The organism is Mesorhizobium sp. M0276, assembly GCF_040321755.1.
Taxonomy (GTDB): domain Bacteria; phylum Pseudomonadota; class Alphaproteobacteria; order Rhizobiales; family Rhizobiaceae; genus Mesorhizobium.
Window position 1 is genome coordinate 23,128 of sequence record NZ_JAMYSC010000052.1, and the last position, 19,013, is coordinate 42,140.

Below are 19,013 nucleotides of genomic sequence, written 5' to 3' on the forward strand. Positions count from 1 at the left end.
GAGGCAGATGGGAATTGGCACGCTTGTAGCGATGCTGGCGATTGCACTCGCGGTCATCGGCATCCTGGCGACACAGCAGGCCTACAGCCTGTTTCTACCCGGTTTGCTGCAGGGCGCGGTCTTGACGATCGAGATCGCCATCCTTGGCAGCCTGCTCGCGATCATCATGGGCGTGCTTGCCGCGCTCGCCCGGCTCTATGGTCCGGCGCCGCTCAGATGGCTGGCAACGGTCTATGTCGAGATATTCCGCGGCACCTCGGCGCTGGTGCAACTGTTCTGGCTGTTTTTCGTGCTGCCGCAATTCGGCGTTTCGCTCGACCCATTCCCGGTCGCCGTCCTGGCGCTCGGGCTGAACGTCGGCGCCTACGGATCGGAGGTCGTACGCGGCGCGATCCTGTCTGTCGCCCGCGGCCAGTGGGAGGGATGCACTGCGTTGAATATGAGCCGAGCCCAGATGCTGCGGCGAGTGATCCTGCCGCAAGCCTTTGTCGCCATGATCCCACCCTGGGGCAATCTGTTCATCGAGCTTCTCAAATCGACGTCGCTGGTCTCGCTGATCACGCTCTCGGATCTCGCCTTCAAGGCGCAGCAGATGAACCAGAATACGTTCAAGACCATTCCGATCTTCACCCTCGTCCTGCTCATGTATCTCGTCATGTCGCTGGTCCTCACCATCGGCATGCGGCTGCTCGAAAGGCGGGCGTCGGCTGGTCTGGCGCGGGGGAAGGCAGCATGATCTGGGACTGGAATTTCACCCTCGAAATCCTGCCGGTGCTGGCGCACGCGGCAATCGTCTCGATCGAGGCGACGCTGATCGGCTTCGTGCTTGCCGCCACGCTCGGCCTGGTGCTGGCGGTCGTGCGCATCGCCGTACCGCGGACGGGCTGGACGATCTCGGTTCTGGTTGAGCTGATCCGCTCGACCCCACTGCTCATCCAGATATTTTTTATCTACTTCGTCTTCCCGAAATTTGGCCTCGTGCTCGACGCCTTCACCGCCGGCGTGCTTGCCATCGGCATCCACTACGCAGCCTATTGTTCCGAGGTCTATCGCGCCGGTTTCGACAACATCCATCGCGGTCAATGGGAAGCCTCGATCGCGCTCAATCTGTCGGCCTGGACGACGTTTCGCGACATCATCATCCCGCAGGCGGTTCCACCGATCGTTCCGGCACTCGGCAACTATCTCGTCGCCTTGTTCAAGGAGACGCCCTTGCTTTCCGCGATCGCCGTGATGGAGCTGATGCAGACGGCCAAGATCATCGGCTCGGAAACATTTCGCTACACCGAGCCGATCACGCTGGTCGGCCTGTTCTTCCTTGCCATGAGCCTGGTTTCGGCCGCGCTGATCCGGACTCTCGAACGCTTGCTCAATCAGAGGACCATGCGATGACGGAACAACCGATGGTCCGTTTTGACAATGTGTCGAAACGCTATGGCGCGCTGACCGTCCTCGATGGGCTCAATCTCGAAATCGCGCGCGGTGAAAAAGTCTCCATCATCGGCCCTTCCGGCTCTGGCAAGACGACGGTGCTGCGCATGCTGATGACGCTGGAAACAATCAATGACGGCGTCATATGGGTCGAAGGCGAGCCGCTGACCCATATGAAGAAGAACGGCATGCTCGTTCCCGCCGACCTTGCGCATATTCGCCGCATCAGGGCGAAGATCGGCATGGTGTTCCAATCCTTCAACCTGTTCCCGCACATGACGGCGATGGCGAACTGCATCGAGGCGCCGATGACGGTGCTTGGCATGAAACGCGCGGATGCAGAGGCGCGAGCAGCCGAATTGCTGGAACTGGTGGGGCTGGCTCAGAAGAAGGATCATTACCCGTCGCAGCTGTCCGGTGGCCAGCAGCAACGCGTCGCTATCGCCAGGGCACTGGCCATGCGACCCAAGATCATGCTGTTCGACGAGGTGACGTCGGCGCTCGACCCGGAGCTTGTCGGCGAAGTGCTGCAGGTGATAAGGCAGATCGGGCGCGAGCATGATCTGACCATGCTGATGGTGACCCATCAGATGGGCTTCGCCAAGGAGTTTTCCGATCGCGTTTGCTTCTTCTACCAAGGCAAGATTTGTGAGCAGGGGCCGGCAAACGAACTGTTCGGGGCGCCCAAAAATGAGCGGACACGGCAGTTTCTGCATGCTGTCCTGGAGGCTGGATGACGCTTGAAACGGGTGCAGCGCCCACAGCCGTGACCCCGCGCCCGCTCTCGGCCCGGGAGCGGTTCGAGCGCATCTACCGGATCTTGCGCGACCGCATCTGCCTGCTGGACTATGCTCCGGGAAGCCATCTCTCCGAGGAAGAACTCGCCCAGGAGTTCGAGATCAGCCGGACACCGGTTCGGCGCGTGCTGGCGCGCCTCGAATCCGAAGGTCTTGTTCAATCCGTCCACGGCGTCGGCACGATCGTCACGGACGTCGACATCGAGGAACTCCAACAGGTCTATCATCTGAGGCTGGAGCTGGCGCTCCTGGTCGGCAAGCTTTCGCCGATCCCGCGCACGGCGGAGGACCTCGATCGGATAAGAGCGCTTATCGCGCGCTGTGACTCCGATATCCTCAACCCCGACCAGCGCGCTTTCTTGCGCCTTAACATGGATTTCTTCCATGAACTCACCGCGATGACCGGCAACCAGCCGCTGCGCGAGATCAGCGAGCGCCTGTATTTCCAAGTCGCGCGGGTCGTCCTGAAGATGATGCCGCAATTGGGCCTTGTCGAAGAATTCACCGCCTTCCGCCGGGAGATGGAGGAAGTCCTTGCCGCTGCGGAGATCGGAGACTGGGAATCGATCGGCCACATCAGGCGCGCCCACATCTCGATGAGCTTTCGCCGCATGATGCGTCACGCCGATGAGGCCACCGATTTCGACAATGGCATGTGATCTGCGGCATGTGATCTGCGCACCGGTCAGCGGTCGATCTCGCCGAACACGATATCGAGTGAGCCGATGATTGCAGCGACATCGGCGATCATATGCCCTCGGGATAGGAAATCCATCGCCTGCAGATGGGCGAAGGAAGGCGCGCGTATCTTGCATCGATAGGGAACGTTGCTTCCGTTCGAAACCAGATAGACGCCGAACTCGCCCTTCGGAGCCTCGACCGCCGCATAGACCTCGCCGGCGGGCACACGATGCCCTTCCGTGTAGAGTTTGAAATGCTGGATGGTTGCTTCCATCGAACGTTTCATCTTGGCACGCGGCGGCGGCGTGATCTTGTGGTTGGGAATCGCTACCGGCCCCCGGCCTTGCGGCGAGCGCAACTTTTCCAGGCATTGCCTCATGATCCGGACCGACTGGCGCATTTCCTCCATCCGAACCAGGTACCGATCATAACAGTCTCCATTTTTTCCGACCGGTATGTCGAAATCCATCTCGGGATAACATTCGTATGGCTGTGCCTTGCGCAGGTCCCATGCCGCTCCCGATCCGCGTACCATCACGCCGGAGAAGCCCCACGCCCAGGCGTCATCGAGCCCAATCGCGCCGACATCGACATTGCGTTGCTTGAAAATGCGGCTGTTGGTGAGCAGGTCGTCGAGATTGTCGCAGACCTTCAGGAACGGGTCACAGAAATTCCAGATATCATCGAGAAGCTCGGAAGGCAGGTCCTGGTGCACGCCGCCGATCCTGAAATAATTCGCATGCATGCGGGCGCCCGAGGCGCGCTCGTAGAAGACCATCAACTTCTCACGCTCTGCGAAACCCCAAAGCGGCGGGGTCAGTGCGCCGATGTCCATGGCCTGGGTCGTGACATTGAGGAGATGCGACAGAAGCCGGCCGATTTCGCAGAAAAGGACACGGATAAGTTGCCCACGCCTTGGCACCGATATTTCCAGCAATTTCTCGGCGGCGAGGCAGAAGGCATGCTCCTGATTCATCGGTGCGACATAGTCTAGCCGGTCGAAATAGGGCAGGGCCTGCAGATAGTTCTTGTACTCTATGAGTTTTTCGGTGCCGCGATGGAGCAGGCCGATATGCGGATCGGCTCGGTCGACGATCTCACCATCCAGTTCCAGCACCAACCGCAGGACCCCGTGGGCCGACGGATGCTGCGGTCCGAAATTGATGGTGAAGTTGCGAACAGCGGCTTCGGCCATGGCGGCTCTCCGCGACATCTGCGTTTCGTTGCATCACGGCGGAGCCGAATGTTCGGACGGCCGATCAAGTTGTCGTTTGGATGATCAGCGTCAACGTGCCATCACCATCGATGTTGGCGGCCACGACCTGTGAAGAGTTGAGCCCGTTGGCCCTCAGCGCCAATGTTGCCTGAGGCGATGCATCGATGGAGTTCTGCAGACGCAGCAGATCTTCCGCACTGGTCTGGGTAATCACGGCTTCTGCCTGTGCCTTGATTTCCGCAGGTAGATCCTCGACGGCGACGATGGCGACATCAGTGAAATTCTCACCAGGAGCCCCTTGCCGGGGCGGTATCGGCTCGGGCTGGGGTTCCATCGGTGTCATCTGTGGACCCGGCGGGTCGATGGTTTGCCCATAGAGAGGCTGCATGATGACCGCTCCCGAAAGCGCGGCAACTATCGTCAACATTCGCATGGTCGTTCCCTTGCATTCTCCGCAGGACGATTGGAGACACAACCTTTATGCCGAATGATGGTTCCGTGGGTCGGCCGCATTGGGCCAATTTCAATTGTTGTCGCATATCGGCTCAGCGGGTTTTGTACGAATCATACCATCAATTGATCTCCATCTCGGACAGGCTCAAAATGAAAGCTAACGTGGCCATGGGGAGGAGCCGCATGAGTATGGCTAGGGGAGCAATAAGGCCCGTCGGTACCGCGAGGGAATTTCTGGCGTTGGAGCTTGGAAGCGCGCGATACGGCGATATCGTCTCGGTCAAAGCGGTGATCGAGGCAATTCGCAGGGACGCGCCTTACATGCGGGATACGGATAACGAATTGATGGAGGAGATCGTCGACCTGACGCGGAAGTTGGGGTTGGCCGTCCTTTTTGATTCCCGCGAATAGGGCCGACAATTTCACGCCCATAGCTGAATTCTCTACGACTTCCTTCTCTCTGCGGGAGCAAGTCTGCGCCAGCTATCGATGAACTCACAGGGCGGTCTGCGCCACTTCGTACGAAACCGACAATTGGCTCCTGAGTGAAAATGCGCAATCATTGCGAAATGGGACGCCGATTGGACGACAAACTTGATTGCAAGGCTTGCGGGACGATCCAGATGGACATTCCCGACAACCCCAAGGAGTCGACGCCAATCTATTGCAGCAATTGCGGTGCCTTCCTCGGCGAATGGGGTGAATTGCAGGACGATTTCTATCGCCAGGCTCGCGGCATCGAAGCATTCGACTTGCGCGACGGGAACATTATCAAGAAGTAGGACGCGACAATTGCAACGTCCGAACGGCTGCGGGAGGTTGCAATGTCTGTATGGGATCGCTCCTCTGTCGGCCGAGCGCACCTGTTCGGCCATGGCCTCGGTGCCGGCTAGCTGACATCGATGATGACCATCAGTCCGCCACCGCCCTTTTCCTCGACATTGTTGTTCGTCGTGTGATGCGGAATGTGGCAGTGGATCAGCCATTTGCCGGGCCGCTGTGCTTTCCAGACGACGTCATAGCGCTGCCCCGGCCCAACATTGATCGTGTCGGCCAGGAAGCGTGCCGAAGGGGCAAGTGTCTCGCCGTCACGGGCGGCGACCTCGAACGGTCCGCCATGGATATGCATCGGATGGATAAAGCCATTGTTGGTGCCGATGAAACGCACCTTCAGCGTTTCGCCGACCTTCATATGGATCGTATCGGTTGAAGGATACGCTTTGCCGTTGATGGTGAAGAAGTTCGGCATGCCGCCTTCCATCGGCATCGCCGGGTAGGTCAGGCCATCGCGTACCAGCATTCCTGGAGCTCGATCACATAGTCGTGGTCGGCCTGGACCTCATCGAAATGAATTCGGGCAGGAAGCTTTTGCGCACGTTTTCCCAATAGCTGCCGCCCATCATCGACTTCATGAACAGCGACCGGAAGATGAACAGACCGAAGGCGAAGCCGGAAACATATTCGACGATGAGGTCGAGCCACATGGGAAGGCCGAGCGTCGCCGTGATGACGGCGGCGAGGATGATGCCTGTAGCATCTCCGGCAACGCAGTGAATGGTCGAGCCGATGCCCTGCTTCCACAGCGGCTTGGTGAAGTCCTCGTGCTCGCCCGGTCGCGGCTCCTTGTCGGCCAAAACATAGAGCAGCGGGCCGACGGGCCCCATATAGAGGGTGACCAGGATGAACCCCCATTTCATCACCACCGGTCCGGGATTGTTGCGGTGCTGATCGATCCCGACATAGACCGTCGAGGCAGCAGCAAGAATGAACCAGGCAACAAGAAAATAGTCGATCGGCTGGACGAGCATGGGCAAACCGCGGGCAGTGATAACCCCATCTCTTCGATGAACGCGTCCGGCGCGTTTACGATCCAGCCGGTTGAACTTGGCGGTGACGAATTCTGTCGGGCTTTTGCTCTTGTCGCAGCATCGCTGCGCGATAATTCCTCTGAAGGCGTGGGTGCATCTCCCTTTGAAACAGGAGCCGACCATGAAACATCAGACACTCGACCAACTGCATGCCGTCGCCGCCATCGAGTCCTCGGCTGCATATTCGGCAATGACACGAAACCAGCGCATCGAGCGCTGGGCTGAACTTCTCGAGCAGAATCCCGAGCGGCTCCTCGCAGCGTTTTCCGGCACCGAGCATCTGCACCCGGAAGCACGTGCCACGGTGCGTGGCGAGGGTTCGGCAATTGCCGTCGCGTTCGAAGACTCGGTGCTGCGCGCGTCGGGCCTAAGGAATGACACCTATGGCGAAGCCAAGCGCTTCTTCGAGCTGAATGACTGGCAACTGCATGACATCGTCTGCGACTGTCACGTAGGCGCTTCCATGAAGGCGCGGTGGGCGGCAGCGCGGGTCCGCGCAACGATCGGCGGCAACAGGTTTCTCGCTTGGTTGAGGCAAAGGATCATGCACTGATCAGGGTTGGGAATCGTCGCGTGCCGTAGCCGTGCGATTCCCGCCCGCCCACCTTCCCATCATCGCCTGTCCTGGCGATACAGCCGGTTGGTTGCGCGGTCACGCTCTTTGCGTTCGGCGGGACCAGGGCGGCGGCGTGTCACCAAGACATAGGCCATCAGTATGATCAGCAACAGTGGCCCGCCGGCCACGACAATCAACCACATGACGCTTTCAAACATGACGCGTCTCCTTTCCCGAACAACCGTTAAGGAGACGAACTGTTCCGTTCACGCCGACATCAGCCACGCGATCCGGGTTCCTTCCGCCGGCTGCAAGCAACCCATCAAATCCGTTCGTATGTTCCGACGAGTTCTGCCTGCTCGATCAGATGTTTTTGTGCTTCCTGCCAGATACGCTGGACGCCGGCGCTTGCCGGAATAGCAAGGTTTGGCGTGTCGAGTGCGGCCAGCCGGAAATGATAATGATGGACGCCGTGTCCGACCGGCGGTTCAGGGCCGTCATAATAGGCGTTGCCGAAATCGTTCGTCGCCTGCCTGAGGGCCTGCGGACCCGGCTTGCCGCTTGCCGCCTCGGGAAGTTCCCGGGTATCGGGGGATATGTTGAACACCGCCCAATGGCCGAACGTTCCGCTTGGTGCATCCGGATCCTGGACGACGAGAACAAGGCTCCTCGTATCGTCAGGTACCCCCGACCACTTCAGCGGCGGAGACACGTTCTTGCCGTCCCGCGTGTATCTTTCAGGGATTTTTGCGCCTTCGGCAAAGGCGGAACTGCTGAGCGTGAGTGGCATGACTTGCTCCTGCGGAAGACAGTTGCTGCGCGGATATCGGTGTATGGGGCCGACCTCAACGACCTCCCCGATGCTTGTTGTGAGAGCTTTCCTGGTTCTCTCCGCGGATGATGTTCCGATCATCGGGGTCGGCAATATCCCTCAGTTTGGGCCTGAGGTTGTCCTGCCGCGAGGCTGCTCGCTCAGCGTCGGACTTTCTCAGCTCCGTCTTCGCGTCGAAGTCCTTGCCGGCATTCTTCGTATTCTCGCGCTTTTCGATTACGCGAAGGCTTTGCTCGTGGGTTTTGTTTCCGGCCATCGATAGCCTCCTTTCTCGTGCAATTCGACACGCTACTTGTTCGTCCGCATTTTCTGCCTTGGATTGATCCCGCCGGCGGCCGTCGTGTCATTCTCGACGTCGCCTTCGATCGTGTTTTCGCCTTCAAGGTCGAGGTCATCGCCTTCCTTGATCGTGCCCTTGGAGGTTCCGATGCCCGGATTGTTCACCAGGTCGGCATCGCTCGGCTTTTTCCACTTTGGATGTCTGCTCGTGCTCATGAGACAACTCCTTCGAGGGGTTCGGTTTCAAAACCCGAGGCCGGCCGAAATGTTCCGGGCCATTCGCCGTTCGCCGGCGGCTAAAGTCCGAACGGATAGGTGTCGGGAACACCAGCTCTTGCATGCTCCGGGCCAAGTGGAGTTACCGCGGTGGTTTTGTCGAACCACACGAAGGCGTCGAATTGCTGGGGCAGCGAAACATCCGCATAGTGGCTTCGCAGTTCGGTTTCCGGCCGATAGATCACCCCGATGAAGCGCTCCAGCCTGCGTTCCAGGAGCCGCTCGCGCAGCGCCTCGTCGCGCTTCAGGTCGAGCAGAAAATGCGGAATGCGGCAGTCATGGCAAAGCCGCTCGTAGCTGTCTGCGTGTGAGGGCCGCACCTGCTTCACCTTCATCTCGCCGTCCCAATCGGAAGCGGCGGCCACGGTGCCGGAATGCGTGCCCAGACCGATCAGGGCTGCCCTGTCGCCGAACCGTTGCCGGCAAAGCTGGCCGATATTCAGTTCGTCCCGGACAACGCCCATTTCGGTATAGCGAGCATCGCCGATATGCGAATTGTGCGCCCAAACAACCGCCTTGGAATTCGGTCCGTTGGCGTCCAGCAGGTGTTCCAGCGTTTCGAACATATGCGTATCGCGCAGGTTCCAGGATTCCGCGCCGCCATAGTACATGATCCGGTAATATCGTTCGGCGGAGGCAATCAACCGGGCGTTCTGAGCGGCATCGAGAAAGTCGCTGCCGTCCCGTCGGGCATAGTCCAGTTGCCTGGCGAGCAGGTCTCGACATTGCTCGAGAACCGCCTGCTCGCATGCCCGGTAGCCCGAGGTCAGCGCCGCACGGCCGTAGGTGGACGGTTCATTTTGCCATGGGGTCAGGCAGCCATAGCGCTCGCGCGCGATCTTTGCTGCCTGCGGATCAACCCGGTCGAGATATTCGAGAACCGCAGCTATGGACCCGCTCATGTTGTAGATGTCGAGACCGTAGAATCCCGCTTGCCTGGATGGCTCGAGCTTCTCGTTGTGGTCGCGCATCCAGCCGGTGAAGGCCGCGACGTCGGTGTTGCGCCACATCCAGGTCGGGAACCGCTGGAATGGCGCGCTGACACCGGCTCGTGGCTCGCGATGACGAACATAGCGGTCGATGGCCGCGGCATCGGGCCAATCGGCTTCGACCGCAACGATCGTGAAACCGTGCTTGTCGACGAGCCGGCGGGTGATCGCCGCGCGCGCCTTGTAAAACTCCGACGTGCCATGGCTTGCTTCGCCAAGCAGAACGACGCGCCGGTCGGCGAACCGATCGAACACTTCGCCGAAGGCGGGGTCGTCGAAATCCGGAAGTGGTTCGGCGGCCATTGCGATCATATCGGGCAGACTGGCGGGATGCGGATGTCGGAGCGGACGACGGATCTCGGCGATCTCGCCACCTTCGGGCCAGCCTTGCTCGCCGATGAGAGGGACGAACCGCACGCCGCCAAAATCCTCCTCGCTGTAGCTTGCAGCGCCCGTTCGGGTGACCTTGAGCAGGCGTTGCGAATCCAGATCGTCACCTACCGGAATGACAAGCCTGCCGCCGACATCGAGTTGTTCCTGCAGGGCGAGCGGCGCGCCGGGTCCGCTGGCCGTCACCACGATGGCGTCGTAGGGCGCTGCTTCCGGCCAGCCCTTGGTGCCGTCGCCGGTCCTGACCTCGATGTTCTCGTAGCCAAGTCTCTCAAACCGACGCCTCGCGGTTTCAGCCAATCCGGGATGGCGCTCGATCGTGTAGACCTGTTCGACGATCCGGCTCATCACGGCCGCCGCATAGCCCGAGCCGGTGCCAATCTCCAGTACATGGTCGCCAGCCTTGACGTCCGCCAGTTCGGTCATGAGCGCGACGATGTAGGGTTGCGAAATGGTCTGCCCGTCAGCGATGGGCAGTGGTCCGTCTTCATAAGCGAATTCTTCGAAGCCGGGATCAACGAAAGCCTCGCGCGGAACTTCCCGCATGGCCTGCAGGATCTCGCGATTGCGGATGCCACGCCGGGCGATATGCACATTGACCATCCGGTCGCGAGCACTGGGAAGATCGAGCATTTTCAGCTCCCTTGGCGGCCGCTTGTCCGCAATTGTTCAAGGATATCCTTCGACATTAGCGGGTGGGCCACTTCCTCTGCCTGGCTCTCCCGGCTCATGCCTCTAACCGTTGGAGGGCCTCAAAGTTCCTTCTTTGTTGCAGGTGTGTTGCAGGACAAGTCCACTGACCCGGCTGGAGACGCCGACGGTTTCTTGCTTCCCAAGCGTCGCCTGGACATTGCTTCGAACGCCATCGCCAATTTGGGCTTGCTCAGGCGCGAAGTCGCTCCAGTTATCTCCAGCGAACCGATGCTGAAAAACCGATGCTGGAGACTGGGCGATGAACGACAAGGCTGCCGCGATGACGCAGGCGATCAGCCTCGAACGGATCGATCTCATGAACCGCTACTGGAGCGCCGCGAATTACATCTCGGTTGGCCAGATTTATCTGCTCGACAATCCGCTGCTGCGCCAACCCTTGAAAGCCGAGCATGTCAAGCCGCGGCTGCTCGGCCATTGGGGTACAACGCCGGGCCTCAATTTCCTCTACGTGCATCTCAACCGAATTATCCGTGAGCGTGATCTTGATGTGCTGTTTATCTGCGGTCCAGGACATGGCGGTCCGGCAATGGTTGCCAATACCTGGCTCGAGGGCACCTATAGCGAGATCTACCCCGATATCGGCCAGGGCGAAGACGGCCTGAGAAAACTATTCCGGCAATTTTCCTTTCCAGGCGGGGTGCCAAGCCATGTGGCGCCCGAAACGCCCGGCTCCATTCATGAGGGCGGCGAACTCGGATATGCCCTGGTCCATGCTTTCGGCGCGGCCTTCGACAATCCGGATCTGGTGGTTGCCTGCGTCGTTGGCGACGGCGAGGCCGAAACCGGTCCGCTCGCGGCGGCATGGCATTCCAACAAATTCCTGAACCCAGCCTTGGACGGCGCGGTGCTGCCAATCCTTCATCTCAATGGCTACAAGATCGCCAACCCGACGATCCTCGGCCGCATGGATGACCAGGAGTTGCGCAACCAGTTCACCGGCTACGGCTACGAACCGTTCTTTGTCGAAGGCCACGAGCCGGTCGCCATGCACCAAGCGATGGCCAGGACGCTCGACAGTGTGCTCGATCGGATCCATTCCATTCAGGAACAGGCACGAGGTCCGGGACGGCGTGGCGAACGTCCCCAGTGGCCGATGATCGTCCTGCGCAGCCCCAAGGGCTGGACTGGACCGAAAGAGGTCGATGGCGAAAAAGTCGAGGGTTTCTGGCGTTCGCATCAAGTGCCGGTATCGAACGCCCGCGGCAATGACGAGCACCGCAAGATCCTCGAAACCTGGATGCGAAGCTACGAACCGGAAAAGCTGTTCGATAAAGATGGACATCTGCTGCCGGAACTCGCGGCCCTTGCCCCGACAGGAACAAAGCGCATGGGCGCAACTCCGTACGCGAATGGCGGGTTGTTGAAGCGCGACCTGGCGCTGCCGGACTGGAAGAGCCTGGCGCTCGAAGTGCCTCGGCCCGGAGGCGTCATTGCCGAGGCGACACGGATTTGTGGGGGCTATCTTCGTGAAGTCTTTCGCCTTAACGCCAAAGCGCGAAATTTTCGGCTGATGGGACCGGACGAGACGTCTTCCAATCGTCTTGACGATGTATTCGAGGTCACGGATCGGATCTGGATGGAGCGCATCGAACCCTACGACGTCCATCTTTCCCGCGACGGCCGGGTGATGGAAGTGCTCAGCGAGCATCTCTGCCAGGGCTGGCTGGAAGGTTATCTGCTTACAGGCCGCCACGGTTTGTTCTCGTGCTACGAGGCGTTCATTCACATCGTCGACTCCATGGTCAACCAGCATGCGAAATGGTTGAAGACCTCTGGCGAGCTTGCCTGGCGCAAGCCGATCGCCTCGCTCAATTACCTGCTGACCTCTCATGTCTGGCGCCAGGATCACAACGGCTTCAGTCATCAGGATCCGGGCTTCGCCGACCTTGTCGCCAACAAGAAGGCCGACACGGTCAGGCTCTATTTCCCGCCGGATGCCAACACGCTGCTGTGGATCACCGACCATTGCCTGAGAACCTACAACCGCATCAACGTCATCACCGCCGGCAAGCAGCCGACGCCGCAGTGGCTGTCTATCGAAGACGCTGAAGCGCACTGCAAGGCCGGCGCGGGCATCTGGGAATGGGCCGGCACGATTTCAGAAGGCGAGGAACCGGATGTGGTCCTCGCCTGTGCCGGCGATGTGCCGACGCTGGAGACGCTGGCCGCGACGGACATTCTTCGCTCTGCAATCCCCGATCTGAGAATCCGCGTCGTCAACGTTGTCGACCTGATGACGTTGCAGTCGAACACCGAGCATCCGCACGGCCTCACCGACCGGGCTTTCGATGCGCTGTTCACGAAGACAAGGCCGGTGATTTTTGCTTATCACGGTTATCCCTATCTCATCCATCGCCTGACCTACCGTCGTGCCAATCATGACAACATGCATGTGCACGGCTTTCGCGAGGAGGGCACGACGACAACGCCATTCGACATGGTGGTGCTCAACGAACTCGACCGCTACCACCTTGCACTTGCCGCGATCGCACGCGTGCCGGGCTTGGCCGAAAGAGCGGAAAGGCTCGCCGGCGAACTTCACGATCGACTGGCCAAGCACAAGGCCTATGTCCGCGAGCACGGCGAAGACATGCCCGAGATCCAGAAATGGAGCTGGCCGGCTGCGAACGGGGCAAAGGCCAGTCGATGAGTCAGTCGATCCTGGCGCTGAATGCCGGTTCGTCCAGCGTCAAGTTCGCGCTATACGATCTTGGCTCGTCGGACGGCCAGCAGCTCGTTTCGCGCGGCACTCTGGATCTGGGCGACACGCCCAGACTCACCGCAAAGGCGGCCGATGGGACAGTGCAGTGTGATAGGGAGTTTAACGCGGACGATCCTCATGGCGCGGGGATTGGCGAACTACTGACCCTGGTGCAGGGCGAACTTGGTGGAAGAAAACTGATCTGTGTCGGTCATCGCATCGTGCATGGCGGTAACGAGTTCAGCAAACCAGTCCGTCTGACGCCCGCTACCATTGAGGCCCTGGACAGGCTGACCGCACTCGCGCCTTTGCATCAGCCTCGCAGTCTCGCGCCAGTTCGCGCGATAGCCGTATTGCAGCCGGATCTGCCACAGGTCGGATGTTTCGATACCGCGTTCCACCAGACGATCGATCCGCTCGTGCAGCGCTTTGCCCTGCCGCAAAAATATGAAGGGGAGGGACTGCGACGCTACGGATTTCATGGCCTCTCCTACGAATATATTGCTAGGCGGCTGAGCGAGATATCGCCCGCGCTCGCGGCAAAACGGACAATCGTTGCTCATCTCGGCAATGGGGCAAGCCTTTGCGCTCTGCACGACGGCAAAAGCGTCGATACGACGATGGGCTTTTCGGCACTGGATGGTCTCGTCATGGGTACGCGTTGCGGCGCCATCGATCCCGGCGTGCTGTTGTACTTCCTGCTGGAGAGGGGCATGGCAGCGGACGAGCTGCAGACAATGCTTTATGAGAAATCCGGACTGCTCGGCGTGTCCGGCGTTTCGGGCGACATGCGCACGTTGGAGGCAAGCAGCGACCCTCGTGCCCGCGAGGCGATCGAGCTCTTCGCCTTTCGCGCCGCGAGGGAAGCAGCAGCGCTCGCAGGCACGATGGGTGGTCTCGAATGCCTCGTGTTCACCGCCGGCATCGGCGAACGGTCATCGTCCATCCGCAAGGCGATATCCGAAAGATTGACCTGGCTCGGCGTGGCGCTCGACGAGCCGGCCAATGACGCCCACGACGAGATCGTCAGTCGTCCGGACAGCAAGGTGGAAGTGCGTGTGCTTGCGACTGACGAGGAAAGTGTCATCGCGCGCCATAGCCATGCGGTAATGCAGGTTGGGTCCGCAACTTAAGGCGAACATGCTGGTTTCTGCTCACCTTGAGACTAGCCTTGCCGTGCTTTCCCACGAGATCCTTTGGCAGCAAGCCCTGCCGTCATGCGTCTGTCCGCAAAGGGAACCAGATGGGGCGTGCCGCGTCATAGAAGCAGAGTTTCTGTTGCAGTCCAGGAGTGACATCGATGATCAGGCTCCTTCTTGTCGCTGCGGCGGCGCTCGTCCTCACATGCGGCGGGACGGAGGCGGCCAAGCTGGACCCATCCGCTGTCAATCAGGCCCAGTTCGCCGCCGGCGAGCCGACGGGCATCGATCCGACAGTTCTGAAGGCGCAGATTCTCCTGGATCGCGCCCGTTTCTCGCCGGGCCTGATCGACGGCCGGCTATCAGAGAATTTCGCCAAGGCCATTAGCGCCTTTCAGACGGCGAACGGATTCCGGGCCGACGGCAAGCTCACTCAGGAGACCTGGGACAAGCTCGTGGCGAATTCCGCCGGTCCCGTCCTGGTAACCTATGAGGTAACGTCCAAGGACATACACGGGCCCTTCACCAAGCGCATTCCGGCTCGCATGGAGAAGATGGCCCACTTGCGGCGGCTCGGCTATCGCAACGCGGTGGAGAAGCTGGCGGAGCGCTTCCATATCAGCGAACAATTGCTCAGAGGGCTCAATCCGGGTGTCGGCTTCAAGAGAGCAGGCGCGACGTTGGCGGTACCGGATGTTGGCCGGGGCGATCGTCCTGACGCCGTTGCCGCTATCGAGGTCGACAAGGGCGCCCGCTTGGTGCGTGTGCTCGATCCGTCCGGCAAACGGCTCGCAGTCTATCCCGCCTCGATCGGCAGCGACGAAAAGCCGGCGCCGAGCGGCGCGGCGGAAGTCAAACGCGTGGTGCATCACCCCACCTATCACTACGATCCGGACTTCGCCTTCAAGGGAGTGAGGAGCAAGCGGCCCTTTACCATCGCTGCGGGGCCCAACAATCCGGTGGGATCGGTCTGGATCGATCTCTCAATCGAAAGCTACGGCATTCACGGCACGCCCGAACCCGGCAAGATCGGCACGACCTTCTCGCATGGCTGTATCCGGCTGACCAACTGGGATGCCGAAGACCTCGCCGCCATGGTGCAGACGGGCACGAAAGTTAACTTCAAGGACGAGATGGCGGACGCTGGCGATACGCGGCCGCAGTAGCGGTCGCCAGCCGCGACACCGACATGGAAGCGCGCGTTTCCGATTGCGAGACCAATATGATGTCCCGTGGCAGTGCGGCCGCCCGGGATGAAATCGGCTCTATGAAGCGTTCATGGAACAACGCTCAAACCATGCGCCCTAACTGGCGCCATTCAGCAAAGATCACTCGGGCATCCGCGCCATGCAGCGTGCGGCGCCCTGGGAGACGGAAATGCCCGCTAACGCCTATATCAACCGAATTGCGACAGCGGTTCCCGAATATGAGGTTCACAGGTTCTATCTGCGGTTCGCGGCCTCCATGATCGCCGTCCGTCACCGGAGAATTTTCGAACGGATGGCCGGCCTTGCCGGCATCGAGAGCCGCTATTCCTGCTTTGCACCTGCTCTCGACCCGGAAGGGCCATCCGCCGACCTTGGCGGAACCTTCGTTCGCGGCGCGTTCCCGGGAACTGCCATGAGAATGGCGATGTTTGGCGAAGCCGCTCCTGTGCTGGCGCAAAAAGCCGTCGACGGGCTGCACCTTGGCGACGACGCGTCGCGTATCACCCAACTCATCGTCACCACCTGCACCGGATTCTCCGCGCCCGGCATCGACTTGGATCTGGTCAAACGCTGCGGCCTCCCGGATGGCATCGAACGCACGATAATCGGGTTCATGGGCTGTTACGCGGCGATCAACGGCCTCAAGCTTGCGCGCCACATCGTCAGGTCAGATCCGCGGGCCAGGGTCCTGCTGGTCAACATCGAGCTCTGTACCTTGCATCTCAGGGAAAGCCCAGAACTGGAAAAGCTGTTGTCCTTCTGCCTCTGGGGCGATGGCTGCGCGGCAACTCTTGTCACCGGCGAGCCGCCCGGCCTTGAACTCGACAGCTTTCATTGCATGGTAGCGGATGAGCGGCGCGACCTGATGAGATGGGATATTCGCGACCATGGCTTTGACATGGTTCTTTCCGGCCAAGTTCCGACGGCGATCCAAGAGGTGTTGCGGAGCAATCATGATGCCTTTCTCGGCGGCCGGCCACCGGACGCGATCGACCTCTGGGCCGTGCACCCGGGCGGACGTTCGGTTCTCGATGCCGTCGAGAGGGCGCTGAAACTCGAGCCCGCCGCGCTGACGCCGTCGCGCGAGGTGCTGCGCCGATATGGCAACATGTCGTCGGCGACGGTGATGTTCGTGATGGAAGAAATGCTGAAGGCTCCATCCGGACTGCTCGGCTGCGGAATGTCGTTCGGGCCCGGACTGACGGCCGAAACCATGCTTTTTCGAACCGTGTCATGAACGCGCTCAGTCACCGCAGCCTCGTCCCGGAAATCCTCGACGGACTTGCGGCCGGCGACCCGCGGGCGCTGGCCTCGCGCCGCGACCTCCGTTGGATCAATGCGTTGATGTTTCAAGCGCCGATCATGGCGTCTTTGCTCAGGAAATTCGTGCCACGACCACCGCGCCGCATATTGGAGATCGGCGCCGGCGACGGCACCTTCATGCTCAAGCTCGCGCAGCGAATGGCACGGCACTGGCCCGAGGTAGAGCTGACGCTGCTCGACCGCGTCAGTCTCGCTGGTCCCGGACTCCTCGCCGAATTCAACAGGTTGGGATGGAGCGCTGAAGTCGTCACCGCCGACGTCTTCGACTGGGCCGAAGGGAACGGGGGCGAATGGTTCGACGCGATCACCGTCAATCTCTTCCTGCATCATTTCGATGACGTCGAGCTCGTGCGTCTGTTTTTACTGCTGGCGTGGAAAGCCCCGCTGCTCCTGGCGACGGAACCGCTGAGGGCAAGGTTCCCTCTGGCCGCGACCCGCCTTCTCCCGGCGATCGGCGCCAACGACGTCACGCGACATGACGCGGCTCAGAGCGTGCGTGCCGGCTTTCGTGGTAAGGAGCTTTCCGACCTCTGGCTTGCGGCCGGCGGCAGGCCACTCGAGGAGCGGCGTGCCGGTCCGTTCTCGCACGTCTTCGCCGGCGCCAGTGCACGATCGAGATGATCATGAGGCGACCATCCACCCACGATGCGATTGTCATCGGGGCCGGCCCGGCAGGCACTTCGCTGGCTTTGCTGCTCGCCCGGCGCGGGTGGTCCGTCGCGATCGTGGAAAAGAAAATGTTCCCGCGCCGCAAGGTGTGTGGCGAATACATCTCGGCAAGCAATCTGGCGCTTCTCGACCGACTGGAGGTCGGCGATGCCTGGCGCGCCAATGCCGGCCCCGAAATCCGCCGCGTCGGCTTCTTTTCCGGCGCGACTTACATCGAGGCGCCGATGCCGGGTGCAAAATATGGGCATCCTGCAAAAGGCGCCTTCGGCCGGGCGCTCGGCCGGGACATGCTGGACGATCTGCTGTTGCAAGCGGCGCGATCGGCGGGCGCTGAAATCTTTCAGCCTTTTCGCCCCGTCGCCATTGATCAGGATGGCGAGATGCAAGCCGTGCGAATTCAGGCAAAGGACCGGAATTCCGGGGACGGAACGACAATCTTGCGGGCCCAGGTGGTCGTCGCCGCGCATGGTTCCTGGGAACCGGGACCGCTGCCAAGCCAGCTCGACAAGGCCAGCCACGCGTCGGACCTGCTCGGCTTCAAGGCGCATTTCACCGGGGCGTCGCTCGCGTCTGATCTGATGCCTCTGCTGATATTTCCCGGCGGCTATGGCGGCATGGTCCTTGCCGATCATGGCCGCATGTCGATCTCTTGCTGCATAAGGCGTGACATGCTCGCGCGGCTGCGCATGAACCATGTCTCCGAACCTGATAGGCCCCGGCAGGACGGCCATCCGTCGGCGGCTGAGGCGGTCTTTCGCCATCTCATGGCTTCTTGCCGAGGTGTGAGCGATGCTCTTGACCGGGCGTGCCTCGACGGTCCGTGGCTTGCAGCCGGCCCGATCCGGCCTGGCATCCGCGCCTGCTATGAAAAGGATATCTTTCGCGTCGGCAATGCCGCAGGCGAGTCTCATCCGATCATCGCCGAAGGCATCTCGATGGCACTTCAGTCCAGCTGGCTGCTGGCCGCCGAACTCGCCGGCGCGTCAAGCGGCCAGGCGGGCCGCGAAGCTGCAGGCAGACGCTATCAAGCGGCCTGGAGGAAACTGTTTTCGACACGGGTCTACGCAGCTGCAGCCATTGCCCGAACGGCCCTCTGTCCCGGCGGCGCAGCATTGATGGGTGCGGCTGTCCGCAGTTTCCCGCAAGCGCTGACACTGGGCGCCCACATGAGCGGCAAGACCAGAGCGATCCCCGGTCTTGCATGATCGGCGCTGCGGCGCTTCGCTTGCGTTCGTGGCATTGAGCGAGCCGGGTTATGGAACATTCCGTAGCAGCCAGCGTTCTGCCTGTGGTTTCGGGTTAGCCCGGATATCTCACACAGTCTTTCGGCGCGAGGCTGGCGGCAGCGATTTTGCAGGCGCTTGAGCTGCGGGCAAGGGATGTCGGCCGCTTGGAGCGGGTTGGTGTGGTTCGGCGCTGGTTCCTTGGCTGTTGGCGGGAGGGTGGATCGGGGCCGCTCAGGCGACGGCTGCTGATAATCGGGCATAGGTC

General features: G+C 60.8%; 20 protein-coding genes and 1 pseudogene. 13 read left to right on the top strand and 8 right to left on the bottom strand.

From position 1 onward, the window contains the following. Positions 1 to 7: 7 nt before the first annotated feature. From ehuC to NKJ01_RS29180, 4 genes are read left to right on the top strand one after another with little or no spacing between them, the layout of a single operon-like run. Positions 8 to 736, top strand: a complete 729-nt coding sequence (gene ehuC / locus NKJ01_RS29165; RefSeq protein WP_352733428.1) for an ectoine/hydroxyectoine ABC transporter permease subunit EhuC — start codon at positions 8 to 10, stop codon at positions 734 to 736. Further along, complete coding sequence (gene ehuD / locus NKJ01_RS29170) at positions 733 to 1,392, top strand: ectoine/hydroxyectoine ABC transporter permease subunit EhuD (RefSeq protein WP_352733430.1); 660 nt, start codon at positions 733 to 735, stop codon at positions 1,390 to 1,392. Before ehuC ends, ehuD begins: the two co-directional genes overlap by 4 nt. After that, on the top strand, positions 1,389 to 2,168 hold the full coding sequence (ehuA, locus tag NKJ01_RS29175; protein ID WP_352733433.1) for an ectoine/hydroxyectoine ABC transporter ATP-binding protein EhuA: 780 nt from the start codon (positions 1,389 to 1,391) through the stop codon (positions 2,166 to 2,168). Before ehuD ends, ehuA begins: the two co-directional genes overlap by 4 nt. Then, entirely contained in the window at positions 2,165 to 2,887 is a 723-nt protein-coding gene (locus tag NKJ01_RS29180; RefSeq protein ID WP_352733435.1) for a GntR family transcriptional regulator, read from the top strand. The genes ehuA and NKJ01_RS29180 overlap by 4 nt, the downstream gene beginning before the upstream one ends. A 26-nt stretch (positions 2,888 to 2,913) precedes the next feature. Here NKJ01_RS29180 and NKJ01_RS29185 read toward each other — a convergent pair whose 3' ends face one another. Both NKJ01_RS29185 and NKJ01_RS29190 read right to left on the bottom strand, forming a co-directional pair. Further along, the gene (locus tag NKJ01_RS29185; RefSeq protein WP_352733438.1) at positions 2,914 to 4,104 is read right to left on the bottom strand and encodes an NADH-quinone oxidoreductase subunit D; all 1,191 of its coding nucleotides are present in this window, start codon (positions 4,102 to 4,104) and stop codon (positions 2,914 to 2,916) included. 64 nt (positions 4,105 to 4,168) lie between these two features. Next, positions 4,169 to 4,513 carry a hypothetical protein gene (locus tag NKJ01_RS29190; RefSeq protein WP_352733441.1) on the bottom strand — a complete coding sequence of 115 codons (345 nt, stop codon included), beginning with the start codon at positions 4,511 to 4,513 and terminating at the stop codon, positions 4,169 to 4,171. Between the two features lie 215 nt (positions 4,514 to 4,728). Between NKJ01_RS29190 and NKJ01_RS29195 the strand changes: the two genes are divergently transcribed. Continuing rightward, complete coding sequence (locus NKJ01_RS29195) at positions 4,729 to 4,989, top strand: hypothetical protein (protein ID WP_352733444.1); 261 nt, start codon at positions 4,729 to 4,731, stop codon at positions 4,987 to 4,989. 170 nt (positions 4,990 to 5,159) lie between these two features. Further along, positions 5,160 to 5,360 carry a hypothetical protein gene (locus NKJ01_RS29200; protein ID WP_352733446.1) on the top strand — a complete coding sequence of 67 codons (201 nt, stop codon included), beginning with the start codon at positions 5,160 to 5,162 and terminating at the stop codon, positions 5,358 to 5,360. Positions 5,361 to 5,467: 107 nt separating this feature from the next. On the opposite strand, the pseudogene NKJ01_RS29205 reads toward NKJ01_RS29200, so the two are convergent. Then, a pseudogene (locus tag NKJ01_RS29205) lies at positions 5,468 to 6,386 on the bottom strand (multicopper oxidase domain-containing protein). A gap of 181 nt (positions 6,387 to 6,567) precedes the next feature. On the opposite strand from NKJ01_RS29205, the gene NKJ01_RS29210 reads away from it, so the two are divergent. Further along, positions 6,568 to 6,999, top strand: coding sequence for a hypothetical protein (locus tag NKJ01_RS29210; protein WP_023757880.1), 432 nt, complete (start codon positions 6,568 to 6,570; stop codon positions 6,997 to 6,999). 59 nt (positions 7,000 to 7,058) lie between these two features. On the opposite strand, the gene NKJ01_RS29215 is transcribed toward NKJ01_RS29210, so the two are convergent. From NKJ01_RS29215 to NKJ01_RS29235, 5 genes are all read right to left on the bottom strand, one after another. Then, entirely contained in the window at positions 7,059 to 7,220 is a 162-nt protein-coding gene (locus tag NKJ01_RS29215; protein WP_352733449.1) for a hypothetical protein, read from the bottom strand. 104 nt (positions 7,221 to 7,324) lie between these two features. Next, a complete protein-coding gene (locus tag NKJ01_RS29220; protein WP_023757878.1) occupies positions 7,325 to 7,792 on the bottom strand; it encodes a YbhB/YbcL family Raf kinase inhibitor-like protein in 468 nt (155 codons plus the stop codon). 55 nt (positions 7,793 to 7,847) lie between these two features. Beyond that, positions 7,848 to 8,090: a hypothetical protein gene (locus tag NKJ01_RS29225; RefSeq protein ID WP_352733452.1), complete on the bottom strand. Its 243-nt coding sequence runs from the start codon at positions 8,088 to 8,090 to the stop codon at positions 7,848 to 7,850. A gap of 32 nt (positions 8,091 to 8,122) precedes the next feature. After that, positions 8,123 to 8,329 carry a hypothetical protein gene (locus NKJ01_RS29230; RefSeq protein ID WP_023757876.1) on the bottom strand — a complete coding sequence of 69 codons (207 nt, stop codon included), beginning with the start codon at positions 8,327 to 8,329 and terminating at the stop codon, positions 8,123 to 8,125. An 80-nt stretch (positions 8,330 to 8,409) separates the two neighbouring features. After that, a complete protein-coding gene (locus tag NKJ01_RS29235; RefSeq protein ID WP_352733455.1) occupies positions 8,410 to 10,401 on the bottom strand; it encodes a protein-L-isoaspartate(D-aspartate) O-methyltransferase in 1,992 nt (663 codons plus the stop codon). A 319-nt stretch (positions 10,402 to 10,720) separates the two neighbouring features. On the opposite strand from NKJ01_RS29235, the gene NKJ01_RS29240 reads away from it, so the two are divergent. The 6 genes from NKJ01_RS29240 (at position 10,721) to NKJ01_RS29265 (ending at position 18,727) form a co-directional block, all read left to right on the top strand. Beyond that, positions 10,721 to 13,132 (top strand): phosphoketolase family protein, encoded by a 2,412-nt coding sequence (locus NKJ01_RS29240; protein ID WP_352733457.1) that lies wholly within the window; start codon positions 10,721 to 10,723, stop codon positions 13,130 to 13,132. Next, entirely contained in the window at positions 13,129 to 14,316 is a 1,188-nt protein-coding gene (locus NKJ01_RS29245) for an acetate/propionate family kinase (protein WP_352733471.1), read from the top strand. Before NKJ01_RS29240 ends, NKJ01_RS29245 begins: the two co-directional genes overlap by 4 nt. 167 nt (positions 14,317 to 14,483) lie before the next feature. Continuing rightward, positions 14,484 to 15,488 carry a L,D-transpeptidase family protein gene (locus tag NKJ01_RS29250; protein WP_352733459.1) on the top strand — a complete coding sequence of 335 codons (1,005 nt, stop codon included), beginning with the start codon at positions 14,484 to 14,486 and terminating at the stop codon, positions 15,486 to 15,488. Positions 15,489 to 15,699: 211 nt separating this feature from the next. After that, positions 15,700 to 16,767, top strand: a complete 1,068-nt coding sequence (locus NKJ01_RS29255) for a type III polyketide synthase (protein ID WP_352733462.1) — start codon at positions 15,700 to 15,702, stop codon at positions 16,765 to 16,767. Then, positions 16,764 to 17,474, top strand: coding sequence for a methyltransferase domain-containing protein (locus NKJ01_RS29260; protein WP_352733465.1), 711 nt, complete (start codon positions 16,764 to 16,766; stop codon positions 17,472 to 17,474). Before NKJ01_RS29255 ends, NKJ01_RS29260 begins: the two co-directional genes overlap by 4 nt. A gap of 2 nt (positions 17,475 to 17,476) precedes the next feature. Further along, a complete protein-coding gene (locus NKJ01_RS29265; protein ID WP_352733468.1) occupies positions 17,477 to 18,727 on the top strand; it encodes an NAD(P)/FAD-dependent oxidoreductase in 1,251 nt (416 codons plus the stop codon). Positions 18,728 to 19,013 lie beyond the last annotated feature (286 nt).